The organism is Rhodococcus sp. NPDC019647, assembly GCF_044389235.1.
Lineage (GTDB): Bacteria > Actinomycetota > Actinomycetes > Mycobacteriales > Mycobacteriaceae > Rhodococcus_F > Rhodococcus_F oxybenzonivorans.
In genome coordinates this window covers 24,428-45,594 of sequence record NZ_JBIRXS010000012.1, presented here as the reverse complement: position 1 = coordinate 45,594, position 21,167 = coordinate 24,428, and the positions used below count along the sequence as shown (strand labels likewise).

22 protein-coding genes are annotated in these 21,167 nt (G+C 63.2%); 10 read left to right on the top strand and 12 right to left on the bottom strand.

All coding sequences use genetic code 11. The features are described 5' to 3' along the window. Positions 1-89: 89 nt before the first annotated feature. From ACH49N_RS21285 to ACH49N_RS21270, 4 genes are all read right to left on the bottom strand, one after another. Positions 90-1,007: a hypothetical protein gene (locus ACH49N_RS21285; protein ID WP_358276718.1), complete on the bottom strand. Its 918-nt coding sequence runs from the start codon at positions 1,005-1,007 to the stop codon at positions 90-92. Next, entirely contained in the window at positions 973-4,254 is a 3,282-nt protein-coding gene (locus ACH49N_RS21280) for an ATP-binding cassette domain-containing protein (RefSeq protein ID WP_358276719.1), read from the bottom strand. Before ACH49N_RS21280 ends, ACH49N_RS21285 begins: the two co-directional genes overlap by 35 nt. Positions 4,255-4,412: 158 nt before the next feature. Next, positions 4,413-5,465, bottom strand: a complete 1,053-nt coding sequence (locus ACH49N_RS21275; RefSeq protein WP_397504767.1) for a cupin domain-containing protein — start codon at positions 5,463-5,465, stop codon at positions 4,413-4,415. Positions 5,466-5,518: 53 nt separating this feature from the next. After that, positions 5,519-6,700, bottom strand: coding sequence for an ATP-grasp domain-containing protein (locus tag ACH49N_RS21270; protein ID WP_358276720.1), 1,182 nt, complete (start codon positions 6,698-6,700; stop codon positions 5,519-5,521). A 205-nt stretch (positions 6,701-6,905) separates the two neighbouring features. Here ACH49N_RS21270 and ACH49N_RS21265 point away from each other — a divergent pair, with 205 nt between their 5' ends. From ACH49N_RS21265 to ACH49N_RS21255, 3 genes are all read left to right on the top strand, one after another. Then, complete coding sequence (locus ACH49N_RS21265; protein ID WP_358276721.1) at positions 6,906-8,165, top strand: hypothetical protein; 1,260 nt, start codon at positions 6,906-6,908, stop codon at positions 8,163-8,165. Between the two features lie 2 nt (positions 8,166-8,167). Further along, positions 8,168-9,163, top strand: a complete 996-nt coding sequence (locus ACH49N_RS21260; protein ID WP_358276722.1) for a methyltransferase — start codon at positions 8,168-8,170, stop codon at positions 9,161-9,163. Between the two features lie 702 nt (positions 9,164-9,865). Further along, a complete protein-coding gene (locus ACH49N_RS21255) occupies positions 9,866-10,294 on the top strand; it encodes a WhiB family transcriptional regulator (RefSeq protein WP_358276723.1) in 429 nt (142 codons plus the stop codon). Between the two features lie 7 nt (positions 10,295-10,301). On the opposite strand, the gene ACH49N_RS21250 is transcribed toward ACH49N_RS21255, so the two are convergent. Next, complete coding sequence (locus ACH49N_RS21250; protein ID WP_358276724.1) at positions 10,302-10,424, bottom strand: hypothetical protein; 123 nt, start codon at positions 10,422-10,424, stop codon at positions 10,302-10,304. 167 nt (positions 10,425-10,591) lie between these two features. On the opposite strand from ACH49N_RS21250, the gene ACH49N_RS21245 reads away from it, so the two are divergent. Next, complete coding sequence (locus ACH49N_RS21245) at positions 10,592-11,860, top strand: benzoate/H(+) symporter BenE family transporter (protein WP_358276725.1); 1,269 nt, start codon at positions 10,592-10,594, stop codon at positions 11,858-11,860. 12 nt (positions 11,861-11,872) lie between these two features. Here ACH49N_RS21245 and ACH49N_RS21240 read toward each other — a convergent pair whose 3' ends face one another. The 3 genes from ACH49N_RS21240 to ACH49N_RS21230 all read right to left on the bottom strand — a co-directional run bounded on the left by ACH49N_RS21240 (position 11,873) and on the right by ACH49N_RS21230 (position 13,827). Continuing rightward, positions 11,873-12,301, bottom strand: coding sequence for a hypothetical protein (locus ACH49N_RS21240; RefSeq protein WP_397504762.1), 429 nt, complete (start codon positions 12,299-12,301; stop codon positions 11,873-11,875). A gap of 155 nt (positions 12,302-12,456) precedes the next feature. Then, the gene (locus ACH49N_RS21235; protein WP_159920992.1) at positions 12,457-12,726 is read right to left on the bottom strand and encodes a hypothetical protein; all 270 of its coding nucleotides are present in this window, start codon (positions 12,724-12,726) and stop codon (positions 12,457-12,459) included. Between the two features lie 45 nt (positions 12,727-12,771). Continuing rightward, entirely contained in the window at positions 12,772-13,827 is a 1,056-nt protein-coding gene (locus ACH49N_RS21230; RefSeq protein WP_397504761.1) for an SDR family oxidoreductase, read from the bottom strand. 91 nt (positions 13,828-13,918) lie between these two features. On the opposite strand from ACH49N_RS21230, the gene ACH49N_RS21225 reads away from it, so the two are divergent. The 3 genes from ACH49N_RS21225 to ACH49N_RS21215 all read left to right on the top strand — a co-directional run bounded on the left by ACH49N_RS21225 (position 13,919) and on the right by ACH49N_RS21215 (position 15,260). Further along, positions 13,919-14,236: a helix-turn-helix transcriptional regulator gene (locus ACH49N_RS21225; RefSeq protein WP_109334973.1), complete on the top strand. Its 318-nt coding sequence runs from the start codon at positions 13,919-13,921 to the stop codon at positions 14,234-14,236. 116 nt (positions 14,237-14,352) lie between these two features. Then, the gene (locus ACH49N_RS21220) at positions 14,353-14,775 is read left to right on the top strand and encodes a hotdog domain-containing protein (RefSeq protein WP_358276728.1); all 423 of its coding nucleotides are present in this window, start codon (positions 14,353-14,355) and stop codon (positions 14,773-14,775) included. A 56-nt stretch (positions 14,776-14,831) separates the two neighbouring features. Continuing rightward, a complete protein-coding gene (locus ACH49N_RS21215; protein WP_109328481.1) occupies positions 14,832-15,260 on the top strand; it encodes a hypothetical protein in 429 nt (142 codons plus the stop codon). Position 15,261: 1 nt separating this feature from the next. On the opposite strand, the gene ACH49N_RS21210 is transcribed toward ACH49N_RS21215, so the two are convergent. Next, positions 15,262-15,990 (bottom strand): pyrimidine reductase family protein, encoded by a 729-nt coding sequence (locus tag ACH49N_RS21210; protein WP_358276757.1) that lies wholly within the window; start codon positions 15,988-15,990, stop codon positions 15,262-15,264. Beyond that, positions 15,990-16,514 carry a flavin reductase family protein gene (locus ACH49N_RS21205; protein WP_358276729.1) on the bottom strand — a complete coding sequence of 175 codons (525 nt, stop codon included), beginning with the start codon at positions 16,512-16,514 and terminating at the stop codon, positions 15,990-15,992. Before ACH49N_RS21205 ends, ACH49N_RS21210 begins: the two co-directional genes overlap by 1 nt. Positions 16,515-16,730: 216 nt before the next feature. Between ACH49N_RS21205 and ACH49N_RS21200 the strand changes: the two genes are divergently transcribed. After that, entirely contained in the window at positions 16,731-18,230 is a 1,500-nt protein-coding gene (locus ACH49N_RS21200; RefSeq protein WP_358276730.1) for a stealth family protein, read from the top strand. A 24-nt stretch (positions 18,231-18,254) separates the two neighbouring features. Here ACH49N_RS21200 and ppk2 read toward each other — a convergent pair whose 3' ends face one another. Next, positions 18,255-19,199 (bottom strand): polyphosphate kinase 2, encoded by a 945-nt coding sequence (gene ppk2, locus ACH49N_RS21195; RefSeq protein WP_358276731.1) that lies wholly within the window; start codon positions 19,197-19,199, stop codon positions 18,255-18,257. A 178-nt stretch (positions 19,200-19,377) separates the two neighbouring features. Between ppk2 and ACH49N_RS21190 the strand changes: the two genes are divergently transcribed. Then, positions 19,378-19,650 carry an excisionase family DNA-binding protein gene (locus ACH49N_RS21190; protein WP_397504760.1) on the top strand — a complete coding sequence of 91 codons (273 nt, stop codon included), beginning with the start codon at positions 19,378-19,380 and terminating at the stop codon, positions 19,648-19,650. On the opposite strand, the gene ACH49N_RS21185 is transcribed toward ACH49N_RS21190, so the two are convergent. After that, positions 19,651-20,586, bottom strand: a complete 936-nt coding sequence (locus tag ACH49N_RS21185) for a phosphodiesterase (RefSeq protein ID WP_358276758.1) — start codon at positions 20,584-20,586, stop codon at positions 19,651-19,653. It lies immediately after the preceding gene. 254 nt (positions 20,587-20,840) lie between these two features. On the opposite strand from ACH49N_RS21185, the gene ACH49N_RS21180 reads away from it, so the two are divergent. Continuing rightward, positions 20,841-21,137, top strand: a complete 297-nt coding sequence (locus ACH49N_RS21180; protein ID WP_358276732.1) for a putative quinol monooxygenase — start codon at positions 20,841-20,843, stop codon at positions 21,135-21,137. Positions 21,138-21,167 lie beyond the last annotated feature (30 nt).

Below are 21,167 nucleotides of genomic sequence, written 5' to 3'. Positions count from 1 at the left end.
CAATGAATGAGTCGCGGGTGAGACAGTCATCTCGTCGTATCGGACGAAGCTACCGTCCGCCCAGGATATTTCGCTGATCATATGGTTTCCTACCCTGATATCGCATAGTCGTGCATCGCTTGCCTCTGGCGTGTGTTGACCGGAATCAGCCAGTTGTCCAGGTCGACAATATGGTTTGCGCCAACCCGGACCTTGCTCTCGATTGCGCCGCGGCCCAGGCAGATGTCCTCGAAACCCAGCCGATCGGCGAACTGGTACAACTGGTAGTAGTCGGTGATATACAGGTTGAGCCCCCGCGGGATTCGATCACGGTCCAGCCCCTGGACGAGCATCGTGAACACACCGCGCTCGTCGTCGGCATAGCTCAGCGATCCGTTTACGGGGGCATTGGTCGACTTCTCGTAGTCCAGCTTCAGATAGTATTTTGTTCCTTCCGACGAACGTGCCAACATTCGCAGAACGTCGGCAGTATATAGATTCCTGGAGTGCCCATATTTCGCCACATTCAGGGCTTGCAGAACGGCGAAATCGTGCAGCGCACGGTCGCCGTCCGCCAGCTCTGACAGGCGGTGTATCTGGGTTTCACACGCCGCCTCGGCCTTCGCGGTGAGCTTTCTGATTGCCTTGTATTGCCGATCTCCGACGGTTGCTCGCAAAGTCGAATCCACACGTCCGGACGACCGAAAGTACGCTGCCTGCATAAACGGAACCGCGATGACGCGGGAATCGGGTAAGCGTTGGGATCTGAGAAGAGAGGGAATCAACAACCAGTCGGCGGCGGAAGCCAGCTCCAGCAACTCCGCCAGTCGCCCTTCGTCGGGCTTGTCGGACACCGGCATATAGAAGTATCCCGGGCCGACATAGGCGCGCTCTTGGTGCAGCGCGTAGTTCCCGATCTCCCTTCTCTGGAGGACTGCATCCCAGTGAGCGATGTCCATCAGTGGGAGGTGCGGCTGCGAAACATTATGGCTGTCACAGAATGCAATTCGCTGGGGTTGCCATTCCATCGACTTCCTCCTTGTCGGTCGAGCGTCGATCGATGGCTGTTGCGGGCGGCTCGCCCGAAATCTCGAGTAGACGTCTTTCATCGTTGAAATGGAAGATTCGGTTAGCGAGTCTCGCCAGCTCGCGATTGTGGGTGATGATGAAGAAGAGGGTGTCCGGAAGTGCAGAGGTCAGAGCACGCAATACGGAGAGTTCCGCTTCGGCACTCAACTCCGACGTGGCTTCGTCGAGAATCGCAATCGCGGGCGGATTGATCACCACGTCGAGCAGTGCCAGTCGTTGCAGTTCCGTCTTGCTCAGATTCAACAGACCACTACAGGGGACTATTTCGTCGAACCCGGAAGGTAGTCGTTCGACGACATCCTCAGCGTCGAGGTATCGGACCACGCGAGCCAGTTCCTGAGGTGAGGGGCTGTGGAAGTGCTCGGACAATCGTCCTGGCTTGAATATCGGGCTCGATGTCAGCAGGAGGACGTCTTGGTCGTGCGAATCCGACACGTATCCTGTCGTACGGCCCAACGTAGAGACGACACCCGTGGTCGGGCGCAACGTACCCACGACAAGCTTTGCGAAGGTCGACTTACCCACCCCACTGGCTCCCGTGATCACCACGATGTCACGGCGATAGAACAACTTCGTGTGGTTCTCGAGCAGCACTGCGCCGGTGTGCCTGGCGACGAATGCGACATCGGTGAAGGACACGAGTGCGTCGTCTTTCATCGCCGGACACGTTCGGTTCGGCGCGGCGGGGAGCGGAGGTGTGAGCAGACGATCCGCGCTGTCCAGCACCTGCCTGAGTTCGACCAGGCAACTACCCAACCGTGCGAAGAGTGCAATCAGGCTGTAGGAAAGACTCAGCGCCAGGACATTGACCAGGCCGAGGCCGCCCTGGGCGTAGACGAATTCCGTTGAACCCACGATGGCCGACAGGAACAGCACCCCCATCAGATCGAGCTTGTAGGTAAACCATCGCCGCGCCGCCGCATTGTTCATCGAAGCCAGGGCGCGATCCATCAGGCTGCTGTTCAGCCAACTCGCGAGAACCGCGTTGTCTCTCGCCAACTCGAATCTGCTCGAACTCCGTGTCGTTGCCTCGACCCGCGCGAACAAAGCCGACGTCGTTCCGATCTCGCACTCGTTGAAGTACCGCAGTCGCTTGCCTGATCGACGGGAAGTGTGCCAGTAGACGAGGCACATCACAGCACAAGGAAGCAGCGCAAAGATGTTCTTGCTCAGGACGAAACCGGTGGTTGTGATCAGAAGCGCCGCCGCACCCAACGTATGCAGCAGTATGGCGGGCAACACTTCGTCGACACGTCGTTGATCCCACGTGAGCTTGCTCTGCGAGTCTTGGTTGACCTGATCGACTGCCGAGCCATCGAGCGTCGGGCTCATGATCGACGAGAAGTACCGCACGCACTGTCGGGATGCCGCACCGATACTGCGCCGCACGGTCAGCAAGGCGCCGGAGATCGACAAGAGTGCACCGGCCGCCACCACGCAGACCAGGATCATCGACGACGCACCCACATTCGCGGTCGACAGTCCACTCGCAGCCACGTAGTCACCGACGATCGTCAGAACTTCTCGGCACACGAACAGGACACACGCAACGAATGCGATTCTCGCGATGCCGAACCTGATCAAGCTACGCCTGGACGGCGTCCGGACTTCGGCCACATCCGTGCGGCGGGAAGGGCGGCGAGGGAGCGGACGTTCGTCGGGAGTGCGCCACCCCGCGCTTTCGGGTAGAAGATTCGACTGCGTTGTCAGATTACGTATGACTTCGACCACTGCGCCGTCGGCCACCACCCAGATTTCCTCCGCCGAGTCGATCTCGTCGGGTTTGTCTGTTGCATAGACAACGGTGGTGTCGCTCCACGGCCCCCGGAGGAGTGAGCTCAGCAACCCTCTCCCCAGGTCGTCGTCCAGACCTGATGTGGGTTGATCAATGAGAACGCACGCCGGCTCGGCCAGCAATGCCCGCGCCAGTTCCAGCCGCTTTCCTTGCCCGCGGGATACGTCCCAGGCCTCGGTTCGAGGTGGCGACTTGCTCTCGAGGTACTCGGCATAGAAGGTGTCGGGCAGTCTGGACTGCGCCAGTGCTCGCGCGGCTTCGTCGTCCGGGAAGTCGCGTCGATAGAAACACAGATTCTCGTACAGTCCGCCCGGGTATATCCATGGTTCGTCCGGGACGAAGATCGTCGTCGTATCGAGTCGGTTGTTCCGCCCCGCGACGGCTTTCAGAATCGATGTTTTGCCACTACCCGCTGCGCCGACGACAGCAATGTGCTTTGCCCTTGTCGTCGGCAGCTGGACGGCGCTCGCATCGGCGTCTGACAGGCCGGTGCCGGACAGATATTTCGCAACGTTGGTGTGCCCGACTACGCCTTGGGAGATGCTCTGGGCAATTTCGGGCACATTGTTGGCGACCGATCTCAGACCCCCGATCAACGCCATTGCCGACAGCAGGCCCGCTGGATCTACATGACCGAGATAAGCCAGCTGGGTAAATGCTGCGGCGAGCATCCCTACGACCGGTGTCAGAGTAGATATGAGGTTGATCGCCGCGACAAGGCTCGCCGCCTTCTGGAGTGAGCGCTCTTCGCCATCACGCTTGTCGGCGTAGCGCCGTATCAGCTCGCCGTTCCAGTTCTTCAGCCACGCAAGCCCTCGGTTGTTGATCGAGAACATTCCGACGTCGATGCGTTCCGCCGAAATTGCTGATAGTTCTGTGTGGGCCTTGGTGAGTTGTGTGGCGATCCAGAATATCGCCATCGAACTGATGACAATGATCGCCAGCGCCGACAATGCACTCAGCCCCAGCGCCACGAAGAAGAACGCAGAAGTGAAAGTTAACGTGGCGAGCGCCAGAATCATGAATACCAGGCCGGACCACGCAGCTTCGACGCGCGCCGCCTCACGGTCCAGTAGTGTGACAACGCCGGAAGGTCGGTCGGAATTGCCACCGTCGCGCTTCTTCCGTAGCAGTCTTTGCTCGATGTAAGTTCGGGCTCCGATGCCTGCCAGTTCGGCTGACAGGAAGGTGTGATTGAGGGCCAACCACGCCGAGTACGTCAGCAGTATACAGGTGATCCCCAGCGTCAGGTTCACCATCGGCGGTGTGCCGGGTTGGATGAGGTGCTGGATCAGTGATCGCAGCGTGACAGCTGCGCCGAATGCGCAACCAGCGTTGAACGCTATGGCGAGGAGCGCAAGCAGAACATCGCGACGGAGCGCTCTGAGCACGGATCTGTGGAGTCGCTCGTCTTGGGGCGCGTTCAGGTCGTCTCGTTGCGCAGCATCGCACCAGCGCTGCCATCGCGAAAAGTGTGAAGCGTTGGTATGCCGGTCGAACAGGGTTCCAGAACGAGGAACCTCGAACCAGACGACTCTCTTCAGCACACTCAGCATGTGGACAGCGTGGCGTCTGCGGTGTCGTCTACGGCGATGGAAGCGATTCTGTCGCACAGTCGTGTGATCATGGTCCATCCCTCACCGAGCGCTTCCCGTAATTCGTGGATCTCCGTTGGGTTTGCTCGATCGAGAAGGTCGATCCCCATGCTCACATGGTGGCCGTCGTCTTCACCATGCTCTTCGAAGTGTGGAATGCCGGGAAACGCGCGCGCCGCTTCTCGGTGCCAGATTTCGCCACTACCTTCCAGCACCACGTGCATTAGCAATGTTCGCACCATGTCGCTCCTGCAGAGCATCTGCTGCCTGAACCAGTCCATTGTCGATACGAACGTCGCGTCGGAGACCGGCGAGTGCGACGAGTTCCGTTGCTGTCTGAGGTTGTTGTTGTGTCCCAGTTCTTCGACTAGATGATCGAGTGCGACATGCTTGTGTTGCGGGTCAGTAGTCATCGCCACACGCAGGTGCAGCAGATCTTGGAACACATCCGACCAGGTTTGCTGGCAGTCGAGTAGTCTTTCGCGAACGCCCGGGTCGGTCATCGAAGGGGTGTCGATCAACCGCAGCAGACTGCTGTTCCTGAATTGCTCCAGGTACTTCTCGTTGTCCTCGAGGAGCGCGGCCGCGGGATCGGACTCAGCGGCTGCGAACATGGCATTCGGGTTGTCGGTATCCTCGTACAGGGCCTTGCCGTTGAACTGGATCGACAGCGCCCAGAACCCGTTGCGAGTTCCCTCGAAGCCGTGCCATGAGTCGCCGGGTACGAGGATCATGTCTCCCGCAGCGACGTCCTGCTCTGCGCTACCCATTGTTCGTCCGGAACCCTCGCAGACCAGGATCAGGCTCGCTTCCGGATGTTTGTGCACAGAGAGCACCTGACCACATTCCAACCTGACCCAGCTGATCGCCAGATTGCTGGAAGCGGGAATGAACTGGGCCAGTTCGGGGTGTTGGGAGAAGATCTTGACGACACCCAGGTTGTGGACGTGACCGTCGACCACCACCTCATTGATCGTGTCGAGTGCGCTTCTGGCTATGATCTGCATCGATTTCTTCCCTTCTTGATGAGAGGATGCGGTTTTCATGATCGCGTCGATTTTCAGGAACAGTTGACGTCGAGATAGTCGATGGCTCGCTTGAATGACTCGCTCTCGTTGCAGGCGAAAACAATCCAACCGATCTTGTCGTCGTTTGTCCGGGGTCTGTCGAGTCGCGATGGTGCAGGCTCGATATGGAGCCTGATGATGTCGACGCCTCGGAGCGCGCTCCGAAGACACTCGGGGTCGATGGGTTCGTAGAATTGGTGCGACGCGGCGTACGCATACCGCGCCTGTTCCCGGCCGACGCCGGAGTTGTCGACTTCACTCCAGAAACGAAGCGTTTCTCTGAATTGGCTGACGCCGGTCGTGAGTTCGACCAGAAGTCCGATGTAGTCACCGCCGACCCGGTTGTTGATCTCGATCAGGCGAAGCCCGCCAGCCGTGATCTTCACTTCGATATGACACGGCCCGTGCTGGTAATTTATTCGGGTGAGCAGTCTTTCGCAGTAGGCACTGACAATGTGGAACATGTCGTCATCCACGGCATCCGGTGAGATGACGTGCTGTTCTTCTGCAAGGGAATTCCTGTGCAGCTTCTTGTTCGTCACAGCGAGAACTCGATGATTGCCGTCGATGGTCAGGGTCTCGACACTGATTTCGCGTCCGGGCAAGTACTCTTCGGCGAGCATCACGAAACCGTCCGCTGTCAGCTCGGCGAGCGCCGCGGTCAGCTCACGTTCGTCGCGGACGATGAACACGCCTTCGCTGCCCGACCCAGCCGGATCCTTGAGAACGACCCCCCGGGGGTGATGGAGGAGGAAGGCTCGTACCTCGGCCGGCGTGCGACATATCGTGTTCGCGACGGCGAACTCCGTGCTGTCGAGAAATGTCCGCATCAATTGCTTGTCGATACACAGCTCGCATGCGCTGAGGTCGAGACCCGGGACAGACAGGCGGTGGCTTGCAAGGGCCGCGGAAAGCAACCCGCCCTCGGTAAAGGAGAAAATGTGGTCGACCCGTTCGGATCTCATTATTCGTGTGATCTCAGCGAACACGGTGTCCGGTCCGAAATCAGCCACGGGACTGATGTGTTCGGTAAGGCCGCGGAGGTTCGGACCGATCGCGCCGTGCAGCTGTAGTACGGTGAACTCGAAGCCCAGCCCCGCGAAATGCGGGAACGTTTCATCATGCCCGCCGATCAGGACGATGTGTCGCCGGCGCTGCCCGTCGTCGGTGGTCAATTGCCCTCGCTATCCAAACCCTGGCTTCTCTCATACCCAATGGTCAGCGCGCGTCGGCCCGGCGAATAGGCACCCTAGGGGGCCCGAAGCTTCACCCCAGCAGCAGGGGTGGCCGATGCGGCTCCCTAGGGTGCCTATCGTTTCTGCCTGTCGGAACACAAGATTGCGGAATACCGCTGAGCAGAACGGATGAAAGGTACATCCCTTGTTGATTTTCGAAACGTTGCTCGAAGCTGAGGCCGAACTCGTCCACAGCGCCCCGATCGGTGTCGGCGGCACGTGCTTCCAGGCCGCTGACGCGTCACCCGATACCCGTTCCGGTCGCAAGGTACCGGAAGCGCTTCGGCAATGGGCCGCGGGACACACCGATTTTCCGTTCACGGCCGTCGTCGACCACTATCAGGTGGTCGGACGAAACGGTGTGCGGCCACACGTGGCGACCATGTTGCGCGATATCCACGGCAAATCCCGATCCGACCCGGTGCTCGCCGAATGGCTACCGATGACGTTCGACGACAACGATGCGTCCTATTCGTCGTATGTCGGACTCGATTACTTCGATCAGGTCGTCCGATCGGCCGACTGCCAGCGTGTCGACGCATTCGTAGCCGCGACAGCCATCGACCTCGCTCTGCTGGAGACAAGAGCGTTAGCGGCGGCGCCCCGACCTCCCCAATCGGTCAGGACGCGTGCGGCCGTCCGAGTCGTGTCGCAACTCTTCCGTCTTGCACCCGATTTCAAGCTCAATCCCAGGGTGGCTGCGGAGGGTGTCGCAGCGCTTGCCGAGACAGGCACTAACTACGACTCGTTTGGTTCTGCTGCGACGCTGGCGCTGAGAAGTGTTCCCGAAGACATCGGAGCCGCAGTTCGGCTGACTTTGCTGCCGACGACTCGTCTGCACGACGAGCAGATGTTCATCCGATGTATCCAAATATTCGAGGGACTGTACCGGCAGATTGCAACGGCGATATCGACGGCGATCACGGATCTCCTCGACGGAAACGCCGCTGATGCGAAGGATCGCCTCGATCGGGCGTCAGGTCGCCTCGAGGCGACACCTGCTCTCTTCCGGGTTCTGACGACGATGCCGGTTGACGCCTTCTCCATCATTCGCGGCTTCACCCATGGGCGGAGCGCTGTTCAGTCGCGCGCATTCCGCGACGTCGAGTTCGCGTGCGCGCCGCGTAGCCAACGCAGCACTGACCACGTTTCGAAGGTCCACGACGAGCAGCCGACTCTGGAGGCCGTATTTCTGGCGATGCGGCATGCACTCCCAGATGCAGTGCCTCTCGAGGAATCGATGCGCCGTCTCGACCGCGCGTGGGGTGCGATGAAGCGTGGCCACTGGGGCATCACCTTGAAGGTCATCGGCACAGTACCTGGAACCGGTGGCACGGCAGGCGCGTCGTATTTGCAGAGTGCCGCAAAGGTGTCACTCTTTCCCGGACTCCCCGAGGTGGCATGAGCATGAGCGACATCAACAACCGGGTCAGAAAGCAGATCATGGGATACATCGTGTCCCAGGCTATTGCTGCCGTATGCGAACTGGGGGTGCCCGACAAGCTGTCGAATGGATCCCGCTCGCTGCCCGATCTTGCAACCAGTGTCGGCGCCGACGCGGATGCTCTCGGTCGATTCATGCGGGTTCTCGTGGCAGAGGGACTATTCACGGAAGAGGCCGCGGGACGATTTGTGTTGACGGAGGCCGGCGAGCTCTTACGGGTCGATACTCCCGGTTCACTGCGTCACCTGGTCGGACTGATGTCGAAGGAGGCCTACACCGTGTGGGGACACTCGCTCCACTCTGTCCGAACCGGAAAAGAGTCGTTCACCGAGGCGTTCGGAAGGCCATACTTCGAGTGGTTGTCCGATAACCCGTCGGCTTCCGATGAATTCGACCGGTGCCAAGCAGGACTGGTCGAGGTGCGCTTGTTGCCGTTGCTCAACCGCGACTGGGCGAAAACAACGACCGTCGTCGACATCGGCGGCGGGGCCGGCACATTGATCGAAACCTTACTCGGGAGTCACCCCCACCTGCGGGGCACAGTGTTCGATTTGCCGCACGTCGTCGCGGAATCGGCATCGAAGTTCTGCTCGGCCGACATCGGTGACCGAACGACTGTTGTAGGCGGCAACTTCTTCGAAGAGGTCCCGCAGAATGGTGATGTATATGTGTTGTCCCAGATTCTGCACGACTGGGACGACGAATCCGCTGGCAAGATCCTCGGCAACTGTCGGCGAGCGATCTCGGGAAACGGCCGCCTGCTGATCGTCGAGCAAGTCTTGCCCGAAGTGGCTACAGCCCACCCCATGGCCCTACTGGACCTCCACATGCTGGTTCTGCTGGGTGGTCGGGAACGGACGGCCACCGAATGGCGCCGATTGTTGAGTGGTCACGGTTTCACGCTGGAATCAATCACACCCGGCCCCCGCTCCTCCGTCATCGAAGCGGTGCCCGCGTGAGATCGATCCACATCACATGAACGGCTAGCGACACGCGTCAGCCGTGGTGACGAGGGCGACGGCGTCCCACGACGGGTCGGCTTCGGCTGCGTCGCCGCAGCTCGGGGAGCTTCGGACTGCAGGATGGCCAGCCATACACATCGAGATTCAGAGTTGTCGAATCAGCCGCCCGGCCCGTCGCTGACGTCAGCCGGTCGCCGAGTCAGCTCGCGAATCGGCTGTAAATGTGATGCCAGTTACTTTCGAGCGATTCTTCTCCACCGTCGACCAGGGTGTCGATAGCATCGAGATCACACCGTTTCACTCCCTCGCGAGACGCGAAACTGTGTGCGGATAGCCCCGGACATCCGGGCGTATCCGGCCACCGATGTCGAGACTAGGCATCAACGCAACCTCCCCGCCTCGGCTGCGGAGGCGCCGTAGTGACTGAAGCAGTCGCTGCCCTCACGGACTCCTCCTCGGCATCGAAAGTGAAGCCGTGATGCGTTCGCGGAGTCGTGTCACAACACTCTTTGCGGACGCTGTTGTGCGGACCGGTCCGATTCTCTTCTCCCGAAGGAGGCCATACCTTCCACAGCCGCATCGATCCGCTGTGTACAAACCCGTCGGCGATTGGCCCAACCCCGCCATCCGCACTAGTGCGTGTCCGCTCTTGCCGGCGAATCGTGTGACCGTTCGACTCCGAAAGCGACTTATCCCGCAGTGCCTGATCATCCGCACCACCTCATCAACCTTGCCTGGCAAGGCCGCGCCTCCTGCCGCGGTGCCGACACCGAGATCTTTTTCTCCCCTGACGGTGAACGCGGCTCGACCCGGGCCCAACGTGAGCGCGCCGCCAAACAGATCTGCCAGGAGTGCCCCGTACTCGCCGACTGCCGCGCCCACGCCTTCACCGCCGCCGAGACTTACGGTATCTGGGGTGGCATGTCCGAGAATGAGCGCGCCCGCCATACCCGGCGCACCCGCCGAACGGCTCGGCACCGCGGGAACACACCCGCTACGGCAGCACCACAGCCGAGGGAACGCCACCGCGACCACTCGTCCGCGGTGAATCGGTACGGCGGCCGCCCCGCTCCGCCGCCGGAATCTCCCCTCCATCAATGCTTGGACGCTTCACGTCAATATCGTTGACATTCCCTCATAACTCGTCCGCGTTCACGTCAGCCAACCTGGCCTGGGTGTCGAGGACCGCGACCGTGATGTCCGCACCCGTGATCATCCGGGTGAGCGACAACTCGACCAGCACAGCCCTCGAGAGCATTCCGGTCTCATGGAAATCGGTCCGCGCAGAATCCGCCGGTTCGCGTACTTCACGAGGTCGTGGATCTTGTGCCTTGCGGGTTATGATCCACGCCATAACTCGCGTACGCACAGCGTTAGTTGCGCCCGCTATGCGTACATGCCCCACCGTCGGTAGGAGCGCGCCGCATGGCGAAAACAGAGGAGCCGTCCCGCCTCACGGACGTCGTGTCTCGATACCCGCGCTTCGAACGGCCGTCGTGGCCAGCCGCCGGCCCCCGCCGCGTCATCGCAGACTTCGGCGGAATCTACGCCGCGAACGGCCTGATCGGTCTTATCTTCTCCGCCACCGGGCCGGTCGCCGTGATCTTGGCGGCAGGGTCGGCCGGCGGTCTGTCACCTTCTCACATGGCGTCGTGGATCTTCGGGGTCTTCTTTCTCAACGGCCTGCTGACGGTGCTGTGCAGCTGGTTGTATCGCCTGCCACTCGCTTTCTTCTGGACCATTCCCGGGACGATCATCGTCGGCGCATCGCTGCCCCACCTCGCCTGGGCCGAGGTGCTGGGCGCGTTCCTCGTCACTGGCCTTCTCGTCCTCGCCCTCGGCCTGACCGGCCGGGTGCGACAGCTGATGTCCATGCTGCCGATGCCGATCGTCATGGCGATGGTGGCCGGCGTGTTCCTGAAGTTCGGCATCGATCTGGTCGTGGCACTGAAAAGCGATGCTGTCGTGGCAGTTCCGATGGTGATCGTGTTTCTCCTCCTCGGGTCGCGTGCCCGTTGGGGTCGGTGGATGCCACCCATCCTGGGAGCCTTACTCGTCGGCGCGGCCGCCGTGGCGGCGACCGGACGGTTCCGTCTCGACGACGCGGCGCAGGGGTGGATCGCGGAACCTGTCTGGCAGACACCACAGTTCACGTGGGCTGCGATTACCGAACTGGTAGTTCCGCTCGCCGTCACGGTCGTCGTGGTGCAGAACGGTCAGGGCGCTGCCGTTCTGAAAGCGGCCGGCCACACACCGCCTATGAACGTCGCCACCGTGGTCTGCGGCATCTGGTCTGTGGCGGCGTCCGCCGTCGGCGCAATATCCTCGTGTCTGACCGGCCCTACCAATGCGCTTCTGGTGGCATCTGGTGAGCGGTCCCGGCAGTACACCGCGGCCATCGTCTGCGGGATTCTCGCCGTGATGGTCGGCGCATTCGCGCCCGTGTTCGTCCAGCTCATGCTGGCCACTCCGGTCGCATTCGTCGCGACGCTGGGCGGACTTGCCATGTTGAAGGCACTCCAGGGATCGTTCATCACCGCGTTCAGTGGACGCTTCACCTTGGGTGCCCTCGTGACATTTCTGGTGACCGTCTCGAACGTGCAGTATCTCAACATCGGCGCGGCGTTCTGGGGACTGCTGGCCGGACTCCTGGTGTCCCGGCTGATGGAATCCGGCGATTTCGCGAGAGCCTGACCGGTCACCGTGCTACGTGGTGGTGACGTCGGGTGGGTCGGGAAGATCGACGTCGAGAACGAAGTCGAGCCAGATGATCGCGTCGGCCAGGGTGTCCGCCCGCTGGGTGGGGTCGAATTGTTCGGCGACGGCGAGTAACTGTTCCCCCGCCGCGACTTCTTCAGCCAGGAAGGCCGTTACCGTCTGCAGCACCCACCGCTCCGAGGCAGCCAAATCGTCGACGTCGACATGCGTCCCGTCCGTGAAGTGGAGATCAAGGACGAACGTCTCCCCTGGCCCCGCGGCGCCCAGTCGGGCGGTGATCACGCCGACGATGGCGTCGACAACCCAGGCCAGCACTTCGCCGTAGTCCGGCTGACCGTCGGTCGCCTGCGGTTCGGCGCACACTCGGGAGATTTCCCGCGAGAACAGGGCGGCGTCACGGTCACCGACCAGTTTCATCAGTCGACCACCCAAAGCTGCAGCCGACGGGCTGTGGGGACGACCTGCCTTCGATCCCATACCCAAGAGTGCCCGATCCCGGGCATCAACACCCAGTCGAGTCAGCGTGCGCGCCGAGTGGCCGAAACTTGGTCGTGCCCAGTCGGCTCACCGGTTCAGACAGCAAGTCGGGTCAGCCGCCAGCCACGGCGTGCGGCAATGAAACCCGACACGGCCCCGAGGAGTGCACTGAGAATCAGGCCTGCCGCGAGAAACGGCATGGGATCCACCGAGTCCATGTGCGCGGCGCTTCCCCCGGCGCCGACGGGTTCGTAGCTGCCCACGTAGAAGTGCACTGGGTACGACAGCCACCAGGAGAACAGGCCGATACACACCAGGCCCGCACCGAGACCGAGGGCCGTTCCGATCAATGTCAGTGTCCGCACACGTTCAACGTCGCAAACGCGGGCTGTGCTGTTACTCGGCCGCCCTCAGGGGATGACCTTCCGGGCCCGGAGGTCGCGGAAGATGTCGAGGAACATCTGGTCGGTCTCGACGTAACGGTGGAAACCCAGCCGGCGCGCCTTGGACCCGTCGGCGATGACGTCATAGTCCCAGCCGAAGACGAAGTCGCCGAACGCCCACGATGAGACATCCTCGTACGGTGTGGGTTTCAGTCCGTGCTTCGCGACGAGGTCGTTCCACACCGGCTCCTTGTCCGCCATGACGACGTCCATCGACATCGGCAGCGGCGGTGCGACGTCCAGTTCGAAGAAGTCCGCGATCTTCGGCAGCATCTCGTCCCAGCGGAACAGATCGCCGTTGTTGATGTTGAACGCCTGGTTGGCGCACTCGGGCGTGGTCGCGGCCCAGACGGTGGCCTCCGCCAGCAGTCCGGCGTCGGTCATCTCGATCAGACTCGTGTACGCGCCGGGTTTACCCGGAAACCGCAGCGGCACTCCGAGTTCCTTCGACATCGTGGCGTAAACCGCAATCACCAGAGCGAGGTTCATCGGGTTCCCGAGCGCGAATCCGCACACGACCGACGGGCGGATCGCGGACCACGTCCAGCGCTTGCCGCGCTGACGGTCCTCGAGGAACTGCTGCTGATCCACGTTGAACTCGGGCGGCATGTGCGGCGGGTCGCTCTCGCGCGCCGGCGTCTTGAACGGCCCGAGGTGGGCCCCGTAGACCTTGTAACCCTGCATCAAGCTGATGTGCTCGAGACCCGCGGCCACCGGTTCGAGCGCGTTCACCGTGTTGACCAGCATGGCGACGTTGGGCGCGACGAGCTCCGCCCACGAGGGGCGGTCCTGGTAGGCGGCGTAGAAGAGATGGGTCACGTCGCGCAGTTCGGCCAGCTTGTCGGCGGCGTCGCGCTCATCGAGCAGATCGACCGCGATGTGCCGCACCCGGTCGGTGTCGAGTCCGCCTCGGCGCGACAGTCCGACGACGTCCCACTCCCCTGTCGCCTCGAGGTGGTCGATCAGATTGCCGCCGATCACCCCGCGCGCACCGACGACCACTGCCACTCTGCGCTTCGTCATCACTTACTCCTATCGGTATATCGCGAAGTTGCGATATACCGAGTCAAGCACACATATCGGAAAATCGCGATATAGCGGTACGATGTATACCGTGAGTGAACTTCCGGACCCGACCGACCTGGCCTTGGTCTTCAAAGCGCTGTCGAACCCGACCCGCGTGCGCATCCTGCAGTGGCTGAAGGAGCCGGACACCTTCCCCCCGCAGCTCGAACCAGCCGAAGAGGTTGGCGTGTGCCTGAAACACATTCAGGCGCGGGCCGAAGTCTCCCAGTCGACGGCCTCGCAGTACATGGCCGCCCTGCAGAGCGCCGGACTGGTCACCAGCCATCGGATCGGCCAGTGGACCCATTACCGCCGTGACGAGGAGACGATCGCCCGGCTGGCCGACCACATCCGCACCGAACTCTGAATGCGGCCTTCACGTCGATTCCGACCCTAGAAGGGAATGAGGTCAACTTCGGTCCTCGCTCGCCGAGACGGAGTCGGGCGCGAGGGTGGCCGCAGGTGCTGGGTAGTGTCCGGAGCATGCCCCGATACACGACGACCTTGCACAACCGCGCGGCCCCCGACGCGCCGGCGTCCATCAGCCGGCATGTGCCGTTCCACGTCGCGCACGAGGCGGCCGCCGCAGCGTGGGTTCGAGCGCTCGGTGAGGCGTGCGGCGACCTCCTCGATCCGGCCACGCAGATGGCCGCCGTCAACGTCGTCAGCAACTTCCGCCGCGAACTGTTTACGGAGGAGGCGTACGTCGACCTCACCGTGACCCGGATCGGCACCACGTCGGTCACCCTGCAGATCGGCATCGAGCAGGACGGCACACAGGCCGCCGAGGTGACCGCCACACTCGTTCAACTCGATTCGAGCCGTCGTGGTTCGGCTCCCTGGTCACCGGCTCAGGTTGCAGCTCTGGAGACGCTGAGCACCGCACCGGTCGTACCCTCGCGGTGACGTCGGTTTCACGTCCGCTGCGTTTCGAGAGCGCCTGAACTGGGCATTTCTGCACCATGAGTATCGAAGACGGCCCCGGCGAGACGCTGAGTCCCAGCGAAAGCCTCGACTCCGACGATGTGCGCAACAACGACGGAGACGATGTGGTCGATCCTCCCGACGGCTGGAGTGAGGCCGACAAATTCGGTACCACGGCGCGGGAGGAGCGCGAGGGCGAGTCGCTGGACGAGAAGCTGGCCGAGGAGGAGCCCGACATCGCATTCGAGGAGCAACTCGACATCCCGATCGCCGAGCTGCCCGACGATCAGCTGTCCGAGGACGTCGACCGCATCATCGACGGGGAGGACGACATCGTGATCCCGGTGCTGGGCACCAAGCATGCCGATGTGGTGGAGGGTGTCATCGTCGAGGATTCGCGCACAGACCGGGGACAGATCGACGGCGCCGCGGAGGATGGCGACTCGTTCTTCACCGTCGTCGACTGATTCAGCGAATCCGGCCGTATCGGAGGTACAGGAAGTCGTCGTGGGTCAGAACGTGCTGGAGTGACAGCGTGCGCGGCGCCCCCAGGGTGGGGCCGGCGGTCGCCTGCTGGGGTTGCGGTCCGGCCAGTCTCGGCGCCACGGTGAGGCACATTTCGTCGACGAGGTCGTGGGTGACGAGGTCGTCCAGCAGCGTGGGACCTCCTTCGCACAGAATCCGGCGGAGCCTGCGGTCCCGGAGTGCGGCGATCAGGGTGGGCATCTCGACGGTGTCTTCGCCCGCGACCACGATGTCTGCGGCCTCTTCGAGTGCTGAGCCGCGCTCGGTCGCAGTTCTCTGCGTGGTGATGACGAGCGGCCGCACGTCCCCGGTGAACATCGGCGTGTCGAGCGGAATGTTGCCGGTGCGGGTCACGACGGCGATCGGCGGTGGTGAATCCAAGCCCCACTGCTCGAGGCGATAGCGCGACTGCTCCTCGGTGAGCACCGGCGGCCCGTAGCGTTCTGCCCGGATGGTGCCGGCTCCGACGAGAACCACGTCGGCGTAGGTGCGCAGGGCGCGCAGAAGTTGGTGATCCACCGCGTCCGACAGCGGCCGGACCCGGCCGTCGAAAGCAGCGGCGCCGTCCAGGCTGGCCACCATGTTCACCCGGACGCCGTCGGGCGGGTCGCGGTAGAACTCCTCGGCCGACACCTCGTCCGTGCCCATGTTCAACTTGCGCATGGTCGGCATCATGCCTCATGTCCGGGTTCGAGGTCCCGCACGTCCGAGAAGGTGATCAATTCACCCAGATCATCCGGCGCCGAACCGCTTTCGGGTGCGAGGAGGAACGCGACATGATCGCCGAGTTCAAGGCGTTCGAGGATTCGGCCGCTGAACCAGGCTGCGGAGTCGTCGAGGATCGGCAGCCCGTGGGGGCCGGTGCGCCACTCGCACTGCGCGAACTTGTCGATCTCGTCACCGGTCTGTTCACCGAAGAGAGTCGCCAGCGGGAGGTGCTCCCGCGTCAGCAGATGGACCGCGAGGTGTTCGGCGTTCACCGCGACCCCGTAGGTGTGGTTCTTGTTCGACAACCCCACCAAGAATCGCGGTGGGTTGATGCTGACCTGCGACGCAAACCCGACCAGGCACCCCGACCGCTGCTCTTCCCAGCTGGTGGTGACCACGAACATCGGATAGTTCAGCAACGCGACGACATCCTCGAACGCCTGTCCGGCGTCGGGCTGCGTCGTATCGGAATTCCCGTTATGCGGCATTTACCCTGTCTAACAGACTAGGGCGAAGCTTCGCAGGGCGCCGTCCTTCGGAACGCCGGCCCAGGGCATAGAATAGGCCTCGCCGCACTCGCAGCCGTCACCTGAAAGGCCCCCAAGATTACACATTCTTCTGCTCCGCACGATGTTTACCTGGTTCCACCCGAGCAGGAGAGCGGCGACGCCGTCGCTCACGCTTCCGCCGCGGCACAGTCCAGGTTGGAACACCGACCCGATGTGGTGCGGGTCAAGGGTCGCTTCGCGCTGACCATCACCACCACGACGCCGCACGAGGCGATAGTGGAGGATCTGCTGTTCATCCGCGATGTGCTGGACGGCGCGGGCATCGACTATCTGCTGGTGCGGGGCAACGACGAACGTCCGGTGATCGCGATCGACTGGGCTCTACGCAAGCAGTTGCGCACCGCCCTCGTGGCCGCGTGCCGCAACCGCCCGTTCTACTCGAAACCCGTCGACGCGAAGCGTGATTCGGCCGTTCTCGTCGCCGACGGCGCCCTCTCCGCGAACTCGAAGGCGCGAATCTTCCGGCTGTTCCGGCCGCGGGTGCACGTGGCGAGCGGCCTGAGCTACGGGGCGTCGACGGGTGTGCAGATCGAACTGTGGAAGTTCGCCGACGACGAGATCGTGCTGCCCATCGAGAACTCGCTGACCCGGCGGGTCGTGCGGCCGGAAGAAGCCGTCCGCGGCACCGTCGAGCGGTTCGGCCGGATGTGGCCGACGATCGAGAACATGTTCGCCGACCACGCCTCCGACATCAACTTCGACATCGATCTGGTGTTCTCGTGGGTGGACGGATCGTCCAAAGAGTTTCAGGCGCAACGCGCCAAGCGGATGCAGAACTATGTGGTGGGCGAGGGCGACGACTCCGAGGCCCGATTCCGGCAGATCAACGAACTGAAGTATGCGCTGCGTTCGGTGCACATGTATGCGCCGTGGATTCGCCGCATCTTCGTCGCCACCGACTCCGATCGTCCGGCGTGGCTGGCCGACGACCCCCGCGTCACCTTCGTGCCCAGCGAGGAATTCTTCGCCGACCCGTCGGTGCTGCCCACCCACAACTCGCAGGCGGTGGAGTGCCAGCTGCACCACATCCCCGACCTGTCGGAGCACTTCCTGTACTCCAACGACGACATGTTCTTCGGCCGTCCCGTCGGTCCGGAGATGTTCTTCTCCCCCGGCGGCATCAGCATGTTCATCGAGGCGACCACCCGAATCGGGCTGGGCCACAACGACGAACAGCGTAGCGGTTTCGAGAATGCAGCACGCGTCAACCGACGGTTGCTGCAGAACCGCTTCGGGGTGACCACCACCCGGCACCTCGAACATGCCGCCACCCCGCTCCGCCGGAGCGTACTCGAGGAGATGGAGAAGGAGTTCCCCGACGAGTTCGCCGCCACCGCGGCCAGCACCTTCCGCGCCAGCTCCAACATCTCGGTGACCAACTCGCTGTATCACTACTACGCGTTGATGAGCGGGCGCGCGGTGGTGCAGACGTCGGCGCGCGTGAAGTACGTTGACACCACCGTCAAGGCGGGACTGCGCGACATGGACTCGCTGCTCGCCAAGCGGGCCATGGATTTCTTCTGCCTCAACGACGGCAGCGCACCGGAGATCGACCTCGAACTGCGCACCAAGAGGGTCACCGATTTCCTGGAAAGCTACTTCCCCATCCCGGCGCCGTGGGAGACCGGGGCCTGAGCGACCGCCCCCGGGGAGGCTCCGTCAGACCGCGGGAATCGAGTCTCCTGGCCGCTCGCCCTCGTCGTAGACGGTGGCGGGTGGGCCGATGATCTGCGGGTCGGGTGTGCCCACCACTTTCTCGTCCTTGCCGGTGTAGTCGAACTTGTGGAGCACCCACCGGATCGCCTCGATGCGGGCCCGCTTCTTATCGTTCGACTTCACCACGGTCCACGGCGCGTGCGGGGTGTCGGTGTAGAAGAGCATGGCCTCTTTGGCCTCGGTGTAGGCGTCCCATTTGTCGAGGCTGGCGAGGTCGGTGGGTGAGAGCTTCCACTGCTTGACGGGGTCGGTGCTGCGGGCGACGAACCGGGCGTGCTGCTCCTCCCTGCCCACCGAGAACCAGAATTTCACGACGCGGATGCCCGACTGCACCAGCATCCGCTCGAACTCGGGGGCAGACCGGGTGAATTCCAGATACTCGTTGGGGCTGCAGTACCCCATGACCCGTTCGACGCCGGCGCGGTTGTACCAGGACCGGTCCATCAGGACGATCTCCCCGCCCGCCGGGAGGTGCTGGACGTACCGCTGGAAGTACCACTGGGTGCGCTCGCGTTCGGTGGGCTTCTCGAGCGCCACCACCCGCGCACCACGGGGGTTGAGGTGTTCGGTGAACCGTTTGATCGCGCCGCCCTTGCCCGCCGCGTCCCGGCCCTCGAAGATGATGACCACCTTCTCGCCGTTCTCCTTCACCCAGGCCTGCAGCTTGAGCAGTTCGATCTGCAGCTTGCGTTTGCGGGCCTCGTATTGGCGGCGGGTCATCTTCTCGTCGTACGGGTATCCGTGCTTCCACGGCTGGTCCACCTCGGCGATGCCCCGTTTGCGGCCGGACTTGCGCAGCAGCTCACCGATCTCGTCGATTTCCGGCGTCACATCGATGTCGTTGTCGCCGGCGGCTTCGAATCGGTCGGAAGCGTGCAGCTCGTCCACATTGAAAGGCTACCGCCGCGACGGTCCGTCTGCGGGTGTCATGAGATCGTGAAATGTCCGTCCCCCGGCAGGAAGCGTCCAGCATGAGCATCGACCACATCGTTCCGCGCTCGACGCCGAGACTGTCACGGAGCTCCGGTCGGTCCTCGCCGCTCTGTCCGGCGCTGCCCCTCCGACGGTGACCGTCGACCGCGTCGAACTTCCCGCCCCCGTCCGCGACGCCGTCGTCCAACTGCTCGCGCTGCTCGGTGAGGGTCAGAGCCTGGCACTCGGTACGGTGGCGGATCTGCTCACCACCTCACAGGCGGCGGAGGTTCTCGGTGTCTCGGACACGTATGTGCGCCGGCTCGCCGATTCGGGGGCGTTGCCCATCGAGATGCGCGGCACCCACCGCCGGTTCCGGCTCTCCGATGTGTTGGCGCATCGGGAGCAGTTTCCGCGTCGAAGCTGACTACACCCGAACGGTCGGCCGCGAAACGACGTCTTCCCCGGCATCCGGGATGCGCACACCCTTGTCGGCGAGCCGGCGCGCGGTCTCGTCGGCGGTGACGTATTCGCCGACGGTGTCGTAGGAGCCCAGCGGGACCACGGAGTGGACGATGGTTTCGGGGTAGACGTGCACCAGGTTGAAGCCCTGCGCGCCGTCCTGCCCGCGCAGCGCTCCCGCCGGGACGTTGAGGTCCTGGGTGTAGCAGGTGGCGGAGGCGACGGAGACGGGGATGCCCGCGAAGGTGGCCGTCGTCGAGTAGTGCAGGTGCCCGGCGAGGATGGACCGCACGTCGCTGTCGCGGAGCACGTCGGCGAGTCGCGGCTGGTCACGCAGCTCCACCAGGACCGACAGGTCGAGGACGCACGGAACCGGCGGGTGATGCAGAGCCAGGATGGTGCCGTGCGGCGCGGGAACGGCCAGCTCCGCCGCCAGCCAGTCCAGCTGGTCCTGCTCGATCTCACCGTGGTGGTGCCCGAGGACGGTGGTGTCGAGGGTGATGATGCGCAGCCCGTCGACGTCGTAGGAGTGGTCGATCGGCGCGTACGACGGCTCCTCCCGCAGCAGTGCGGTCCGGAAATGGCCGCGGTCGTCGTGGTTGCCCATCGCCCAGATCACCTGCGCACCGAGCGACTCCGCGACGGGTTCGACGATGTCGCGCAGCTTCTCGTAGGCGCCCGGCTCCCCCTTGTCGGTGAGGTCGCCGGTGAACACCAGAGCGTCCGGCGCGGCGTGGGATGCCTCCACCTCGGCGAAGATCTGGCGCAGTTTGGCTTCGCTGTCGACAGCCCCGTAGAGCAGGGTTTCGTCGACCAGATGCGTGTCGCTGAGATGGAGCACGAAGTGCGACGGCCGTGGATACTCGGCCGTACGTAGGTCGGCTGCCTCGGTACCGTTGATCGGTCTCTCGCTTCCGCTCGCCCGGAGGGACAGGAGCCAGGCGGACTCCCGCTGGGTATCCACACTAGACAAGTGCGTGCAGGCAACGTCCAGGGGCACGCCGGACGGATGCCGGGTGAACGTGGCACGACGATCCCGCGTACCGATTGGCGCAGACGGAATCCGGCCGATCGACCGCCCGCCCACGGGCACCGAGAAAACGTTCTCTATCGTGATCGACGTCATATTAATTGCATCGATTTCGAGGAGACCGGATGCCGATCACCGCCACACTGGAACTGAAGTTCAAGCCCGAATCCGTGGACGCTGCCCGTGACATCTTCACGCGCGAGCTGAAGGCCACCCGCGCGTTCGACGGCTGCGTGGGCGTCGAGGTGCTCGTCGACGCCGCCGATCCCGCCCGTTGGCTGCTGATCGAGAAGTGGGAGTCGGAGGAGCACGACGCCGCCTACCGCACCTTCCGCGCGGGACCGGGCGCCATCACCGACCTCGGACCTCTGCTGGCCGGCGCACCGGTCCTCACGAAGTACACGGTCGACGACAGCGTCTAGATCCCGATCCCGCGGGTCGTCGAACTGGAG

What these genes read in the sequence shown, in the direction of transcription:
- ACH49N_RS21285 (WP_358276718.1), bottom strand. Translation starts at nt 1,007, where the DNA reads ATGGAATGGCAACCCCAGCGAATTGCATTCTGTGACAGCCATAATGTT.
- ACH49N_RS21260 (WP_358276722.1), top strand. Translation starts at nt 8,168, where the DNA reads ATGAGCGACATCAACAACCGGGTCAGAAAGCAGATCATGGGATACATC.
- ACH49N_RS21210 (WP_358276757.1), bottom strand. Translation starts at nt 15,990, where the DNA reads ATGCCGACCATGCGCAAGTTGAACATGGGCACGGACGAGGTGTCGGCC.
- ACH49N_RS21215 (WP_109328481.1), top strand. Translation starts at nt 14,832, where the DNA reads ATGAGTATCGAAGACGGCCCCGGCGAGACGCTGAGTCCCAGCGAAAGC.
- ACH49N_RS21250 (WP_358276724.1), bottom strand. Translation starts at nt 10,424, where the DNA reads ATGCTCTCGAGGGCTGTGCTGGTCGAGTTGTCGCTCACCCGGATGATC.
- ACH49N_RS21220 (WP_358276728.1), top strand. Translation starts at nt 14,353, where the DNA reads ATGCCCCGATACACGACGACCTTGCACAACCGCGCGGCCCCCGACGCG.
- ACH49N_RS21180 (WP_358276732.1), top strand. Translation starts at nt 20,841, where the DNA reads ATGCCGATCACCGCCACACTGGAACTGAAGTTCAAGCCCGAATCCGTG.
- ACH49N_RS21275 (WP_397504767.1), bottom strand. Translation starts at nt 5,465, where the DNA reads ATGCAGATCATAGCCAGAAGCGCACTCGACACGATCAATGAGGTGGTG.
- ACH49N_RS21245 (WP_358276725.1), top strand. Translation starts at nt 10,592, where the DNA reads ATGGCGAAAACAGAGGAGCCGTCCCGCCTCACGGACGTCGTGTCTCGA.
- ACH49N_RS21205 (WP_358276729.1), bottom strand. Translation starts at nt 16,514, where the DNA reads ATGCCGCATAACGGGAATTCCGATACGACGCAGCCCGACGCCGGACAG.
- ACH49N_RS21230 (WP_397504761.1), bottom strand. Translation starts at nt 13,827, where the DNA reads ATGACGAAGCGCAGAGTGGCAGTGGTCGTCGGTGCGCGCGGGGTGATC.
- ACH49N_RS21240 (WP_397504762.1), bottom strand. Translation starts at nt 12,301, where the DNA reads ATGAAACTGGTCGGTGACCGTGACGCCGCCCTGTTCTCGCGGGAAATC.